This window comes from Frankia sp. CcMO1, assembly GCF_977945845.1.
On record NZ_CDWTMG010000018.1, the window covers coordinates 28,006 to 43,186 of the forward strand.

13 protein-coding genes and 1 pseudogene are annotated in these 15,181 nt (G+C 71.8%); 1 reads left to right on the plus strand and 13 read right to left on the minus strand.

Annotated elements, in window-relative coordinates:
* The 6 genes from carB to pyrR all read right to left on the minus strand — a co-directional run.
* On the minus strand, window positions 1-3,388 hold a 3,388-nt coding region (gene carB / locus AC08OU_RS04510; protein ID WP_476604407.1), incomplete at its 3' end, for a carbamoyl-phosphate synthase large subunit.
* Window positions 3,385-4,575, minus strand: a complete 1,191-nt coding sequence (gene carA, locus AC08OU_RS04515) for a glutamine-hydrolyzing carbamoyl-phosphate synthase small subunit (protein ID WP_476598976.1) — start codon at window positions 4,573-4,575, stop codon at window positions 3,385-3,387. The genes carB and carA, both read right to left, overlap by 4 nt.
* Window positions 4,576-4,610: 35 nt before the next feature.
* Complete coding sequence (locus tag AC08OU_RS04520) at window positions 4,611-5,642, minus strand: PH-like domain-containing protein (RefSeq protein ID WP_476598964.1); 1,032 nt, start codon at window positions 5,640-5,642, stop codon at window positions 4,611-4,613.
* Window positions 5,639-7,003: a dihydroorotase gene (locus AC08OU_RS04525; protein ID WP_476598966.1), complete on the minus strand. Its 1,365-nt coding sequence runs from the start codon at window positions 7,001-7,003 to the stop codon at window positions 5,639-5,641. Before AC08OU_RS04525 ends, AC08OU_RS04520 begins: the two co-directional genes overlap by 4 nt.
* Window positions 7,000-7,923: an aspartate carbamoyltransferase catalytic subunit gene (locus tag AC08OU_RS04530; protein ID WP_462186061.1), complete on the minus strand. Its 924-nt coding sequence runs from the start codon at window positions 7,921-7,923 to the stop codon at window positions 7,000-7,002. Before AC08OU_RS04530 ends, AC08OU_RS04525 begins: the two co-directional genes overlap by 4 nt.
* A 49-nt stretch (window positions 7,924-7,972) precedes the next feature.
* A complete protein-coding gene (gene pyrR, locus AC08OU_RS04535; protein ID WP_476598968.1) occupies window positions 7,973-8,593 on the minus strand; it encodes a bifunctional pyr operon transcriptional regulator/uracil phosphoribosyltransferase PyrR in 621 nt (206 codons plus the stop codon).
* A gap of 428 nt (window positions 8,594-9,021) precedes the next feature.
* Between pyrR and bldD the strand changes: the two genes are divergently transcribed.
* Window positions 9,022-9,519, plus strand: coding sequence for a transcriptional regulator BldD (gene bldD, locus AC08OU_RS04540; RefSeq protein WP_462186059.1), 498 nt, complete (start codon window positions 9,022-9,024; stop codon window positions 9,517-9,519).
* A gap of 199 nt (window positions 9,520-9,718) precedes the next feature.
* Here bldD and nusB read toward each other — a convergent pair whose 3' ends face one another.
* The 7 genes and pseudogenes from nusB to AC08OU_RS04575 form a co-directional block, all read right to left on the minus strand.
* Window positions 9,719-10,183, minus strand: a complete 465-nt coding sequence (nusB, locus tag AC08OU_RS04545) for a transcription antitermination factor NusB (RefSeq protein ID WP_476598978.1) — start codon at window positions 10,181-10,183, stop codon at window positions 9,719-9,721.
* On the minus strand, window positions 10,180-10,743 hold the full coding sequence (gene efp, locus AC08OU_RS04550; protein WP_476598970.1) for an elongation factor P: 564 nt from the start codon (window positions 10,741-10,743) through the stop codon (window positions 10,180-10,182). The genes nusB and efp overlap by 4 nt, the downstream gene beginning before the upstream one ends.
* Before the next feature lie 204 nt (window positions 10,744-10,947).
* The gene (gene aroB / locus AC08OU_RS04555; RefSeq protein WP_462186077.1) at window positions 10,948-12,036 is read right to left on the minus strand and encodes a 3-dehydroquinate synthase; all 1,089 of its coding nucleotides are present in this window, start codon (window positions 12,034-12,036) and stop codon (window positions 10,948-10,950) included.
* A gap of 2 nt (window positions 12,037-12,038) precedes the next feature.
* Complete coding sequence (locus tag AC08OU_RS04560; RefSeq protein ID WP_476598980.1) at window positions 12,039-12,647, minus strand: shikimate kinase; 609 nt, start codon at window positions 12,645-12,647, stop codon at window positions 12,039-12,041.
* 39 nt (window positions 12,648-12,686) lie between these two features.
* Window positions 12,687-13,871: a chorismate synthase gene (gene aroC / locus AC08OU_RS04565; protein WP_462203293.1), complete on the minus strand. Its 1,185-nt coding sequence runs from the start codon at window positions 13,869-13,871 to the stop codon at window positions 12,687-12,689.
* A 137-nt stretch (window positions 13,872-14,008) separates the two neighbouring features.
* The gene (locus tag AC08OU_RS04570; protein ID WP_476598972.1) at window positions 14,009-14,674 is read right to left on the minus strand and encodes a prepilin peptidase; all 666 of its coding nucleotides are present in this window, start codon (window positions 14,672-14,674) and stop codon (window positions 14,009-14,011) included.
* Between the two features lie 2 nt (window positions 14,675-14,676).
* Window positions 14,677-15,181 (minus strand): annotated as a pseudogene (locus AC08OU_RS04575) (shikimate dehydrogenase); the annotation flags it as partial.

Consider the following 15,181-nt stretch of genomic DNA (forward strand, 5'->3'; position numbering starts at 1 on the left):
ACTCAGGCGCCACAGACTCAGGCGCCACAGAGCCGGAGGATCCGGGCGGCGAGCCGCCCGGTTGTCCCCCGCCCCACGCCTGCCGCAGCGCCGCGTGGTATTCCTGCAACGATCGGACCCCCAGCTCCCCCCGTACCAGCGCTTCCACGCCCTGAACACAGGCCGCCGCACCCTGGATCGTGGTGATGCACGGAACCCCGGCACTCACGCAGGCCGTGCGGATCTCATAGCCGTCCAGGCGCGGGCCGACGCCCCACGGGGTGTTGATGACGAGGTCGATCTGCCCGGATGTGATCATCTCGACACAGTCGAGTAGCCCCTCGGTGGGGGCCCAGTGCTTACCGAGGACGACCGCCTTAACCCCGTTGCGCCGCAGCACGTCCGCGGTCCCCTCGGTGGCGTAGACGACAAAACCGAGATCCGCGAGCCGCTTGATCGGAAAAACCATCGCCCGTTTGTCCCGGTTGGCCACGGAGACGAACACCCGGCCGTAGGTGGGCAGCGAGGCGTATGCGGCGGCCTGAGACTTGGCGTAGGCTGTACCGAAGCCGTCGTCGATGCCCATCACCTCACCGGTCGACTTCATCTCCGGCCCGAGGACGGTGTCGACGCCGCGGCCACCGGCGTCCCGGAAGCGCCCGAAGGGCAGCACGGCCTCCTTGACCGAGATGTGCGAGTCCAGCGGCAGGGTGCCGCCATCGCCGGAGCGCGGCAGCAGGCCCTCGGCCCGCAGCTCGTCGATGGTCGCGCCGAGCATCACCCGGGCAGCGGCCTTGGCCAGCGGCACCGCGGTGGCCTTGGAGACGAACGGCACGGTCCGCGACGCCCGGGGATTGGCCTCCAGGACGTAGAGCACATCGGACTGCAGGGCGTACTGGACGTTGAGCAGGCCCCGCACCCCGACGCCCTTCGCGATCGCCTCGGTGGACGCCCGGATACGGTCGAGCTCCGAACGGCCCAGCGTGATCGGCGGCAGGACGCAGGCCGAGTCGCCCGAATGGACCCCGGCCTCCTCGATGTGCTCCATCACCCCGGCGAGGTAGAGCGTCTCCCCGTCGTAGAGGGCGTCGACGTCGATCTCCACCGCGTCGTCGAGGAACCGGTCGACGAGCACCGGATGTTCCGGGGAGATGGCGGTGGCCCGATCGATGTAGTCGCGCAGCATCGTGTCGTCGTAGACGATCTCCATGCCGCGCCCGCCGAGCACGTAGGACGGCCGCACCAGCACCGGGTACCCGATCCGCTCGGCCACCGTGCGCGCCTCGGCGAAAGAGGTCGCCACCCCGTGCGGCGGCGAGGGCAGGCCCGCCCGGGCCAGCACACGCCCGAACAGCCCGCGGTCCTCAGCCAGATGGATCGCCTTCGGCGGGGTGCCCACGACGGGCACGCCCGCCTCGGCCAGCGCCGCGGCGATGCCGAGGGGGGTCTGCCCACCGAGCTGGACGATCACCCCGGCGAGCGGCCCGGCCTGCTGCTCGGCGTGGACGACCTCGAGCACGTCCTCGACCGTCAACGGCTCGACGTAGAGCCGGTCGGCGGTGTCGTAATCGGTGGACACCGTCTCCGGGTTGCAGTTGACCATGACGGTCTCATAGCCGGCGCCGGAGAGCGCCATCACCGCATGGCAACAGGCGTAGTCGAACTCGATGCCCTGGCCGATGCGGTTGGGCCCGCTGCCGAGCACGATCACCCGCGGCCGTTCGCTCGGCGCGACCTCGGTCTCGGCGTCGTAAGCGGAGTAGTGGTACGGGGTCTCGGAGGCAAACTCCGCCGCGCAGGTGTCGACGGTCTTGAACACCGGCCGGATGCCGGTGCGGTGGCGGAACGCCCGGACCACGTCCTCGGAGGTGCCGAGGATCTCGGCGAGCTGGGCGTCGGAGAACCCGGCTCGCTTGGCCCGCCGGATGCCCGCCGGATTGCGACTGATCGTCGCCGCGGTCTCGTTGAGGAAGACGAGCTGGTCGACGAACCACGGGTCGATCCCGGTGACCCGGGTGACCTCGTCGGGATCCGCGCCGGCGAGCAGCGCCTGCTGGACGGTACGCAACCGGCCGTCGTGGGGAACCCGCGCGGCTTCCAGCAGGTCGGCGGCGTCCGCCTCGGGCGGGACGAAGGAGAACACCGAGCCCGGGGCCTCCATCGAGCGCAGCGCCTTCTGCAGCGCCTCGGCGAAGCTGCGGCCAACCCCCATCGCCTCGCCGACGGACTTCATCGTCGTCGTGAGCGTCGGGTCGGCACCGGGGAACTTCTCGAACGCGAACCGCGGCACCTTCACCACGACGTAGTCCAGCGCCGGCTCGAAGGCCGCGGGCGTGGTGCGGGTGATGTCGTTGGGGATCTCGTCGAGGGTGTACCCGAGCGCGAGCTTCGCCGAGATCTTCGCGATCGGGAAGCCGGTCGCCTTCGAGGCCAGGGCCGAGGACCGCGACACCCGGGGGTTCATCTCGATGACCACCTGCCGGCCCGTCGCCGGGTCGACGGCGAACTGGATGTTGCAGCCGCCGGCGTCGACGCCGACGGCCCGCATCACCGCGATCGCCATGTCCCGCATGCGCTGGTACTCGCGGTCGGTCAGGGTCATCGCCGGCGCCACCGTGATCGAGTCGCCGGTGTGCACCCCCATCGGGTCGACGTTTTCGATCGAGCAGACCACGACCACGTTGTCCGCGCGGTCGCGCATCAGCTCGAGCTCGTACTCCTTCCAGCCGAGGACCGACTCCTCCACCAGCACCTCGGTCGACGGGCTCGCGGCCAGCCCGTCCGCCGCCATCCGGCGCAGCTCGCCGGAATCATGGGCGAAGCCGCTGCCGGCGCCGCCGAGGGTGAAGCTGGGTCGCACGACCACCGGGTAGGAGAACTCCTCCCCGGCGGCCAGGCACTCGGCGACGGTGTGGCAGATGGCGCTGCGCGCGGTCTCGCCGCCGACCGCGGCGACGATGTCCTTGAACGCCTGACGGTCCTCCCCGGCGCGGATCGCGTCGATGTTCGCGCCGATCAGACGGACCTCGAAGCGGTCCAGGACACCGGCGTCGTGCAGGGCGACGGCGGTGTTCAGCGCGGTCTGGCCCCCCATGGTGGCGAGGATCGCGTCGGGCCGCTCCCGTTCGATGATCTTCGCGACGATGTCCGGGGTGATCGGCTCGACGTAGGTCGCGTCCGCGATCCCCGGATCGGTCATGATCGTCGCCGGGTTGCTGTTGACCAGGATGACCCGCAGGCCCTCCGCGCGCAGCACCCGGCAGGCCTGGGTACCCGAATAGTCGAACTCGCACGCCTGGCCGATCACGATCGGCCCGGAGCCGAGGACCAGGACACTGCTCAGCCTTTCCCGCGGATCGCTCGCTGCGCTCCTGACCCGCGGGGACCCCTGGCTCGTCGAACCACTCATCGTTCACTCCCGACAGATCTCTCGCCACGCTCCCGGGTGTCCGCCATCAAAGCGCGGAACCGCTCGAACAACGAGGAGGCATCATGCGGCCCCGGCGCGGCCTCCGGATGGAACTGCACGCTGAAGGCCGGCACGTCCAGACACTCCAATCCCTCGACGACGTTGTCGTTGAGGCCGCGGTGGCTGACCACCACCCGGCCGAACGGGGTGTCGGTCACCCCGGTCAGCGGCGCCCGCACGGCGAACCCGTGGTTCTGGCTGGTGACCGCGATCCGCCCGGTCGCCATGTCCCCGACCGGCTGGTTCACGCCGCGGTGGCCGTAGGTGAGCTTGTACGTCTCGAAGCCGAGAGCGCGGGCCAGCAGCTGGTGCCCGAAACAGATCCCGAACACCGGGACACCGGCCCGCAGCACCGTCCGCAGCGCGTCAACCGCGTAGTCCGCCGCCGCCGGGTCGCCGGGACCGTTCGACAGGAACACCCCGTCCGGTTCGAGCGCCAGCAGCTGTTCGCCGATGGTGCGGGCCGGCAGCACGTGCACCTCGCAGCCCAGCGCGGCCATGGCGGCCGGCGTCGCGCGCTTGATGCCGAGATCGAGCGCGGCGACTTTGAACAGCGCGGCGCCCGCCACCGCCTCCACCACATAGGGGGTAGGGGTGGAGACCCGGGGCGCAAGATCCGCGCCGAGCATCTCCGGGGAGGCGCGGACCCGGTCGAGCAGGGCGTCGAGCGCCGCCGCCCGCTCGCCGTCCGCGCCGGAACCCGGGCCCGTGCCGACCGGGCCACCATCGGCGTCGGCGTCGAGCACGCTGCTGATCCCGCACCGCATCGAGCCGAGCTCACGCAGGTGACGGGTCAGCGCCCGGGTGTCAATCCCGCTGATCCCCACCACGCCGGCCGCGGCCAGCTCGTCGTCAAGCGTGCCCCGGGCGCGCCAGTTGGAGGCCCGCCGGGCGGGGTCACGCACGACGAACCCGGCGACCTGGATCCGCTCGGACTCGTAGTCCTCGTCGTTGACGCCGGTGTTGCCGATGTGCGGGGCGGTCATGATGACGACCTGGCCGTGGAACGACGGATCGCTCAGCGTCTCCTGGTAGCCGGTCATCCCGGTGGAGAACACGGCCTCGCCGAAGGTCTCGCCGATCGCCCCGTACGCCTCGCCGACGAAGCTGCGACCGTCCTCCAGCATCAGGACCGCTCGCGTCGGCGTCGTGGTGGGAGTGCTCACCGATCCTCCTTCAGCCTGTTGACCTCACCGAGCGGTGAGGTCAACGGGTCAACCGACGACCAGCCGGGGTCAGACTGATCAAGCTGTCCCGGGTGCACCCACCCGGGGCCCGATCCCGGATCCGCCGGCCGCTGATCGGGATGGCGCGAGTCGGGGCGGCGCGGGTCGGGGTGACCCTCATCCGGGTGTCGCCGATCGGGGAGTCTCTGGTCCGAGCGCCACCGCTCCGCGTAGGGCCGCCGGTCGGCGGGCACCGCCTGCTCGCCGCGGGCCTGGGCCCGCTCCCCCCGGGAACGCAGCCGAGGGCCGGTCCGGATCGCCGGCATCTCCTCGGTCGGCTGTCCGGAACCCGGTCGCTGCCCGGGCCGGCCCACCGTCCCGGGGCCGGGCGCGATGGCCCGGGGGCGGATCCGCGGTACCGCGTGCGGTGAGGTGACGTCGCCCGGTGCCAGATGCGCGGGCGGGGGGCCGATCAGGTCGTGGACGGCGCGCACGACCTTGGGCTGACGGGCGCGGTCCTCGCCACGGAAACCGGTCTCCAGCTCGTGCCCGCCGAACGACCACGCGATGACGATCAGACGCCCGGGAGCGGAAACCTTGCCGGCGTGCGCCCGCTCCAGCCGGGCACCGCGGACGGCCTCGCGCGGGATCCAGAACGCCTCCCCGGGGCGGTCCACCCGCACCCCGGTCTCGTACACGCTGACGTAGCCGCCGGCCCGCCCGCCCAGCCCGCGGGCGGCGATCCATTCCAGCCAGTGCCCGGCGTCGACGGTGCCGAGGTACATCCCGCGCAGCGGAGCGGCGAACACCGTGCCCGGTTCCGCCGGCGGGACGGGCAGCTCGGGAAGGTCCTCCTCCTGACGCTCGGCCCGGTTGCGCCACGCCCGTCGCATCGAACCGACCACCGCGACGAACACCAGCAACAGACCGAGCAGGAGAAGCAGGTGCAGCCCCAGGCGGTCCGGCGCCCGGTCCAAGGCGACGGCGGGCCCGGCGGCCTGCAGGGATGCGGCGCGCGAAACAATCATACGATCTTCCCGTCGAACACGGTGGGCCGTCCCCGCAGGAACGTGGCGCGGATCGTTCCCGGCAGCGACCGGCCCGCATAGGGCGTGTTGCGGCTGCGGCTGGCGAGCGCGTCCGGCTCGACCATCCGCCACGGCGCCGGGTCGAGCAGGGTGACGGTCGCGGGCGCGCCCACTGCTATGGAACTCCACACCTCGGTCGCGGTTCGCGGCAGGCCACCGATCCTCGCCGGGGCCAGTGCCATCCGCTCGGCGACCCCGGCCCAGTCCAACCGGCCCGGGATGACCATCGTCTCGATGACCACCGACAGCGCCGTCTCGAGACCGAGCATGCCGGGACGCGCGGCGGCCCACTCCGTCTCCTTGTCCTCCAGCGCGTGCGGGGCGTGGTCGGTGGCGACGCAGTCGATCGTGCCGTCGGCGAGCCCGGCGCGCAGCGCGGCGACGTCGGCGGCGGTGCGCAGCGGCGGGTTGACCTTGTAGACCGGGTCGAACGAGCAGACCAGGTCGTCGGTGAGCAGCAGGTGGTGCGGGGTCACCTCGGCGGTGACGTTCCAGCCCTTCGCCTTGGCCCACCGGATGATCTCCACCGATCCGGCGGTGGAGACGTGACAGACGTGCAGCCGGGAGCCGACGTGCCCGGCCAGCAGCGCGTCCCGGGCGATGATCGCCTCCTCGGCGACCGCGGGCCACCCCGGCAGCCCCAGCCGGGCGGCCACCGTGCCCTCGTTCATCTGGGCGTTCTCGGTCAGTCGCGGTTCCTGCGCATGCTGGGCGATCACCCCGTCGAACGCCTTGACGTACTCCAGCGCCCGGCGCATGAGCAGCGCGTCCGACACGCAGTGCCCGTCGTCGGAGAAGACCCGCACGCCCGCCGCGGAGGAGGCCATGGCGCCGAGTTCGGCGAGTCGCTCGCCGGCAAGCCCGACGGTGACCGCGCCGACCGGCCGGACGTCGCAGTGACCCGCATCCAGGCCGAGCCGCCACACCTGCTCGACGACCCCCGCGGTGTCGGCGACCGGATTGGTGTTCGCCATCGCGAACACGGTGGTGTAGCCACCGAGGGCCGCGGCGCGGGTGCCGGAGGCGACCGTCTCGGCGTCCTCCCGGCCGGGTTCCCGCAGGTGAGTGTGCAGGTCGACCAGGCCGGGGAGCAGGATCAGCCCGTCCGTGCCCAGCACGGTGGTGCCGGCGGGCAGTCCCCCGGCCCCGGCGTGCGTGGAGCCGGCCGGTCGCCAGGCGGCCACCACCCCGCCCGCGAGGACGACGTCGACAGGGTCCCCGCCGAGCGGGCGGACCCGCCGCAGGACCCAGGAGGTCCCCGTCGGCGTCCCCACCGGCGTCTCCGCCGCGGGCGTCGTCATGAGACCTCCCCGGAACCACCCAGCAGCAGGTACAGCACGGCCATCCGCACGCTCACCCCGTTCGCAACCTGTTCCACGACTGTCGACCGGGCGGAGTCGGCGACCCGGGAGGCGATCTCCATCCCGCGTACCATCGGGCCGGGATGCATCACCAGGGCGTGGCCGGGCAACATCTCCGCCCGGTCGGCATCCAGCCCGTAGCGCCGGCTGTACTCCCGTTCGGTCGGGAAGAAGGCCGCGGACATCCGCTCCCGCTGGACCCGCAGCATCATCACCACGTCGCTCTTGGGCAGCACGGCGTCGAGGTCGTACGACACCTCGACCGGCCACGAGGAGATCCCGAGGGGCAACAACGTCGGCGGGGCCACGACGGTCACCGTCGCGCCCAGCGTGGCGAGCAGCCACACGTTCGATCGCGCTACCCGGGAATGCAGCACGTCGCCGACGATGGTGACGGCGAGGCCGTCGATCCGGCCGAGCCGGCGGCGCATGGTGAAGGCGTCGAGCAGGGCCTGGGTCGGGTGCTCGTGGGTGCCGTCTCCCGCGTTCACCACGCTGCCGCGCACCCAGGAGGCCAGTCGGTGCGGCGCGCCGCTCGCGGCATGCCGGCAGACCACGGCGTCGGCGCCCATCGCCTCGAGGGTCTGCGCCGTGTCCTTCAGGCTTTCGCCCTTCGACACGCTTGACCCGCGCGCCGAAAAATTGATCACATCGGCCGACAGTCTCTTGGCGGCTACCTCGAAGGACGTGCGGGTGCGGGTGGAGTCTTCGAAGAACAGGTTGACGACGGTGCGGCCCCGCAGGGTCGGCAGTTTGCGCACCGACGCCTCGGCGACCCGCGCCATCCGTTCAGCGGTGTCCAGCACCAGCAGCGCGTCGTCCCGGTAGAGATCCTCGGTCGAGAGGAGATGGCGGTTCACACCCGTCCCCCGAACCCGGCTCGTGCTCCCCGCACGGCACTCCCCCCGATCATGGCTGGTTCCCGGGAGGCGCGCCGTCGGCGACGTCCCCCCCGGCGGCCGAGAGGATCAGTACGCCGTCGGCGCCGTCGATCTCCCGCAGCCGGACGGCCACCGACTCCCGGCGCGAGGTCGGCATGTTCTTCCCGACGTAGTCGGCGCGGATCGGCAGCTCGCGATGGCCCCGGTCGACCAGGACCGCGAGCTGGACGGCACGCGGCCGGCCGTAGGCGGCCAGGGCGTCCAGCGCCGCCCGCACCGTGCGCCCGGAGTAGAGGACGTCGTCGATGAGGATCACCACGCGACTGTCGACACCACCCTCGGGAATGTCGGTCACCTCGAGGGGACGCACGCCGCGCAGTCGCAGATCGTCGCGGTACATGGTCGGGTCGAGGGAGCCAACCGGGAGACGCACCCCCTCGACGGCCTGCACCCGCTGTGCCAGCCGGTGCGCGAGAGGTACCCCTCGGGTGGGTACTCCGAGCAGGACGACCCCGGCGCCACCGGAGGTCTTCTCGAGAATCTGATGCGCCATCCGGCTGACGATCCGGGTGATGTCGTCTGCGGACAGTACTGCCCGGGCGGTGCCGGGACGGCGCGATGCGGGGTCGCTCGCGGCAGCCGGAGCCACGCGGCATCCCTCCTTCCCCGCCTCACGGGACGGTCCTTAAAGGAGTGGTCCCAGCGACGTTACCAGGGCCCTCAGGACGTGTGAGGGTCTCGCCTCCGGACGCCGACCGCCCCTGGCGCCCAGCGCGACGACGGGTCGCCCACCGGTCCGGACAGCGCGGGACGTTATTGCCGCGCCAACCACGCAGCATCATGTTGTCACTACTTGTCACTGGGTTCGACGCCGTCGCCACAGCGGTGACGGCACCCGGAAGTTCCCACCGCTCAGGCATAGGACGCAACCAGAGGGCTACAGAAAGTGGTACAAAGAAAGAGGCGACACGACCCCCCGGGTGTCGAGCGTCAACCCGGCGGGCACTACTATCGGTAACCGCCGGCGGCACGAGCCCCGGTTCCAACTGATCGACCACGACAGGAGTGGGCACTCCGATGTCCGACTATGCGAAGGCGCTCGGTGCTCGGCTGCGCGCGATACGCACCCAGCAGGGGCTCTCGCTTCATGGCGTCGAAGAGAAGTCGCACGGTCGGTGGAAAGCCGTCGTCGTGGGTTCCTACGAACGTGGGGACCGCGCCGTCACCGTGCAGCGCCTCTCCGAGCTCGCGGAATTCTACGGCGTTCCGGTGGGGGAGCTTCTTCCCGAGGGTTCCACCGTCGCTCCGCTGGAGCAGTCTCCCCGGATCGTCCTCGACCTCGAGCGTCTCTCCCAGGTTCCCAAGGAGCAGGGCGGTCCGCTCGCCCGGTACGCGGCGACCATTCAGAGCCAGCGCGGCGACTACAACGGCCGAGCGCTCTCGATCCGGTACGAGGACCTGCGCTCGCTCGCGGTGATCTACGACACCTCGCCGAGCAAGCTCACCGAGCAGCTCGTCTCTTGGGGCGTGCTGTCTCCGGAGCAGGGCGCGGACGCCGCGGCGACCGACGTCTAGCCTCGCTCCGGTACTGTGGTGTACCGGTACTGTGGTACCGGTACACCACAGTCCGCCGGCTCGCATCCGCGCCACCCGCGGCACACGTATCCGGGGAAGGACCCGGTACGTCGCCTGGGCGACGTACCGGGAATGCCGATCCCGGTTCCCTCCCGGTAACCTGGCAGCAGGGTAACCGGGCAACCCCGGTAGACCGCCGCTACGACGGCTGGCCGGGAATGGAATCCACCGCCGATCCTCGTCCGGTCGACTCGGCCGTGGTGGCCGGGCTCTTCCCCTCGACCAGACTCGCGAGCAGCCCGTTGACGAACACCGGCGACCGGTGGGTGGAGAGGTTCTTCGCCAGTTCCACGGCTTCGTCGATGGCGACCCGATCCGGGACGTCGGGACGCCAGAGCAGTTCCAGCACGGCGATCCGCAGAATGTTGCGGTCGACCGGCGGCATCCGCTCCAACGTCCAACCCTCGGCGTACCGGACGATCCGCTCGTCGATCTCCCCGCGGTGCTCGATGACCCCCTCGACCAGCTCGACGGCGTATTCCGATACCGGTGGATCGGACTGGGCCAGCCGGGCAGCGAGGATCTCCGGCACGGCGCTCGCGCGCACGTCCGCTTCGTAGAGGATGTCCAGTGCCCGTTTACGGGCCTTGGACCTGGCGCTCAGCTCGTCACCCGGCCCAGGTACCGGCCGTCACGCGTGTCGACCTTGACCTTTTCCCCGCTGGTGATGAACAGCGGCACGTTGATGGTGGCGCCCGTCTGCAGGGTGGCCGGCTTCGTCCCGCCGGTCGAGCGATCGCCCTGCACCCCCGGGTCGGTCTGCGAAATGGTCAGCTCGACGCTGGCCGGCAGTTCGACGTAGAGCGGGGCGCCGTCGTGCAGCGCGACGGTGGCCACGGTGTTCTCCAGCATGTAGTCGGCCGTCCCGCCGACGACATCCGGCGGGATCGGGATCTGATCGTAGGACTCGCTGTCCATGAAGACGAAATCGGCACCGTCCCGGTAGAGGTAGGTCATCTCGCGGCGGTCGACGGTCGCGACGTCGACCTTGACCCCGGCGTTGAAGGTGCGGTCGACGACTTTCCCGGTGAGCACGTTCTTCAGGGTCGTGCGGACGAACGCCCCACCCTTACCCAGCTTGACGTGCTGGAAGCCGACGACGTTCCACAACACCCCGTCGATGTCGAGCGTCATGCCGTTCTTCAGGTCGTTGGTGGTCGCCACTGCGCGCGTTCTCCGTTTCCATCGCCGTACGCCGACGGCGGGTGTGGTCGTTACCCGGGCCCTCGTGCGAGGACCGCGGTGCTCTCTCCCCAGGCTCCCCAGGCCATCCCAGCCATCCCAGGCCGCTTCCCCATCCTCAGGCCGCTTCCGGACCCGCCACCGGGCGCGGACGTGGCGGCGATCCTACAAACCGCCGCGACGAGTCTACCGATCCTCGGCGACGGTGGTGAACGCCGCGATCAGCAGGCCAGCATCCGGATTGTCCAGGATGACGGTGCGGCCCTGCGCCTCGAGGCCGACGAAACGCATCCGCCGTCCCCGCGCCTTCTTGTCGACCCGCATCGCGTCGAGCAGCGCCGCCCACCGGTCGCCCCGGTAGGTCACCGGCAGGCCGATGCGGGTCAGCAGCTCGCGGTGCCGGTCGGCGGTGGCATCGTCGAGGCCGACGACAAGCCGGGACAGCTCCGCCGCGAACACCATGCCCACCGAGATCGCCGCGCCGTGCCGCCAGCTGAAGTGCTCGACCTTCTCGATGGCATGACCGAGGGTGTGACCATAGTTGAGGATCTCCCGCCGGCCGTCCTCCCGCGGATCGCCGGAGACCACCTCGGCCTTGACCCGGATGGACCGCTCGATCAGCTCGGGCAGATGCGCGGTGCCGGTCGGATCGGCGTCGAGCAGATCGATGATCGCCGCGTCGGCGATGAAACCGGTCTTGACGACCTCGGCGAGCCCGGCGCGTACCTCGACGGCCGGCAGGGACTCCAGCGCCGCCAGATCGCACAGCACGCCGAGCGGCTGGTGGAACGCCCCGACCAGGTTCTTGCCCGCGTCGATGTCGATGCCGGTCTTCCCGCCGACCGCCGCGTCGACCATGCCGAGCACGGTGGTCGGCACCTGGACGACGTCCACCCCGCGCAGCCAGCTCGCGGCGACGAACCCGGCCAGGTCCGTCACGGTGCCGCCGCCGAGGCCGATCACCACGTCGTCCCGGGTGAAGCCGATCCGGCCGAGCACGTCCCAGCAGAAGCCGGCGATCCGCAGCTGCTTGGCCTCCTCGCCGCCGGGCACCTCGATGGCGTGCGCCTCCACGCCCGCGTTCTCCCGCAGGTCGGCGACGACGGCGTCCGCGGTGGCCCGCAACGCCCCGGGATGGATCACCGCGGCGCGGGTCCGCCCGGCGACGGCCTCGGCGAGCTCGCCGAGCAGGCCCGCCCCGAGCACGACGTCGTAGGGACGCCCGCCGCCCGGCCGTACCGGGATCCGCACGATGTCGGAGGCCTTCACCTGCATACTCACCGTCTGCCCCCTGCGGCGTCCGCCGCCTCGCCCGGTCCGCTGCCCGCCGTGAGCAGCGGGCCCAGTGCCGCCGCCACCTGGCCGGTCACCTCGTCCGGCTCGTGCCCCGCGGTGTCGATGACCACCGTCGCCACCTCGGCGTAGAGCGGCCGGCGTGCCCTGAGCAGGGCGGCGAGCCGCGTGCGGGGCCCCTCGACCAGCAGTGGACGGTCCCGGGCGAGGCCCACCCGCCGCACCGCGTCGGAAACTCCCACCTCAAGATAGACGACCCGGTGCCCGGCCAGCAGGGTCCGGGTCTCGGCGTCGAGCACCGCTCCCCCGCCAAGGGCCAGGACCCCCCGATGATCCGCGAGCGCGGCCGCCACCGCCCGGCGCTCGGCCAGCCGGAAGTACTCCTCACCATGATCGAGAAAGATGTCCGCGACGGTGGTGCCGAGCGCCGCCTCGATGTCGGCGTCGGTGTCGCGGAAACCCACCCCCCACCGCCGCGCCAGCTGGGTGCCCACCGTCGTCTTCCCCGCTCCGGGCGCTCCGACCAGCACCACCATCGGCCCCGTCCAGGCCATCGGCCCCGCCCACGCGTCCGTCGCCGGCTCCCCCACGATGATCCTCTGTCTTCGCCGCCTGCCGATTCCCGCCGCCGATCAGCGGATGACCAGGGACTTCAGGTACCCCTCGTAATTGCGCCGGGTCTCCTCCACCGAGTCCCCCCCGAACTTCTCCAGCGCCGCGCCGGCGAGCACGAGGGCGACCATCGCCTCCGTCACCACCCCGGCCGCGGGCACCGCGCACACGTCGGACCGCTGGTTGATCGCGACCGCCGCCTCGCCAGTGGACACGTCCACCGTGGACAACGGCCTGGTCAGCGAGGAGATCGGCTTCATCGCCACCCGCACGCGCAACGGCTCGCCCGTGGTCATGCCGCCCTCGACCCCGCCGGCCCGGGCAGTCGCCCGCCGCACCCGCCGGCCGCCGGCACCGGCCGGCTCGATCTCGTCGTGCGCCACGGAACCCCGCCGCCGCGCGGTGGTGAAACCGTCCCCGAACTCAACGCCCTTGATCGCCTGAATGCCCATCAGCTCGCCCGCGATCCGGGCGTCGAGGCGCCGGTCGCCGTGCACGTAGCTGCCGAGCCCGGGCGGGCAGCCATACGCCAGCACCTCGACGATGCCGCCGAGGGTGTCCGCGTCGGCGTGGGCTGCGTCGATCTCGGCGACCATCCGCACGCTGGTCGCCTGGTCGGCACAGCGGACCGGGTCCGCATCCACCGCCGCCAGCGACGTCGGGGCGGGCACCCCCGGGGGCACCTCGACCGCGCCGATCGCGACGACGTGCGAGATCACCTCGATGCCGTATGCCTGCCGCAGCAGCGCCTTGGCCGCGGTGCCGAGCGCGACCCGCGCGGCGGTCTCCCGGGCGCTGGCGCGCTCCAGCACGGGCCGGGCGTCGTCGAACCCGTACTTCTGCATGCCGGCGAGATCGGCGTGGCCGGGCCGGGGCCGGGTCAGCGGGGCTGCGCGGCTCAGGCCCGCCAGCGCCGCCGGATCGACCGGGTCGGGCGACATGACCCGCTCCCACTTGGGCCACTCGGTGTTGCGGACGACCACGCTGACCGGGCCGCCGAGAGTGACGCCGTGGCGGACTCCGCCGAGCAGCTCGACCTCGTCACGCTCGAAGCTCATCCGCGCGCCGCGACCGTGCCCGAGCCGGCGGCGGGCCAGCTCGGCGGAGATGTCGGAACTGGTTATCCGGATCCCGGCGGGCAGCCCCTCGACCGTCGCCACCAGGGCGGGACCATGAGACTCCCCCGCCGTCAGCCAACGCACCATGGCTCCAGTCTTTCACGCTCACCGCCCAGGTCACGACCGCGATCAGGCAGGACGACCGGAATCAAACGGAACTATCAGGATCAAATAGGACGATTGGGATTAAACAAAATAATATGGATCAAGTAGAATAACCGGGATCAGCCGGCGCGGCCGAGGACGGCGAGCAGCGTCCCGGCAAGCAGAAAGGGACCGTAGGCGATGCGGTCATGCCGGCCGACCCGGCCCGCCACCAGCAGCGCGCTTGCCCAGAGCCCCCCGAGGACGACGCCGGCGAACAGCCCGAACACCACACTCGGCCAGCCGAGCCAGCCGAGCGCACCGCCCAGCAGGCCGGACACCTTGACGTCGCCGCGCCCAAGTCCCGCCCTCGGCAGGCAATGCACCCCCAGGAAGATCATCCAGACGGCGGCGGCCGCCACCCCGGCGCGCAGCAGACGGTCGGGCTCGGCGGTGACCAGCGCGGCGAGGCCGAACAGCCCGGCAAGCACCGGATAGGACGGCAGTACCAGATGGTCGGGCAGGCGGTGCACCCGAAGATCGATCACGGCCAGCCAGACCCCGACGACCGCCAGGTACACATAGGCCGGCAACCAGCTCGGATGATCGTGCAGGGCGACGGTCACGGCCGTGGCGACCAGCACCGTCACGGCACCGAGCGCCACCGCCCCGGGCACCTCCCGGTGCGGGGCCTCCCCGGGCACTGCCGGCACGCCGGCCACGACCCGGCGACCGAACGGCAGGGCGGCGAGCGCCGGAAGGGCGATCAACATGCTGAGCGCGCCGCCCGGCACCACTCCCGGCACCGCTATCCGCCGGCAGGTCCGCCGCGGCCGCGGGGACCACTCCCCGCGAAACCATGGCCGGCCGGCACGCCGACCTCCACCGCCGGCACCGCCGGGGGCCTGTCCGCCTGCGCCCGCTCGTCCAGCGCGGCCTGGCCCGCGGCCAACAGAACGCTGGCGGGAACCACCTGCCCGGTGAAATGCTCGACCTGCCCCACGGCCTGGGCGGCGAGGATCTCCAGGCCACCTGCGACCCGGGCACCGGCCCGGTAGGCCGCGGCGGCCAGCGCCGTGGGCCAGGGATGATAGAGCAGTTCTACGAGCTGACAGGCTGGCGACCACGGTTTGGTGGCGAGCCCGTCGGTCGCGCCGGCGGGCGTGGTGGAGATGACCAGATCCGGGCCGGCCGGCAGGCCGGCGGCCAGCAGATCCCAGGGCAGCGCGGTGACCTCGACGCCCAGCCGCGACCCGATCTCCGTCACCTCCGCCACGGCGGCGGGCCGGCGGGCGACGACGCCGAGGCGGGTG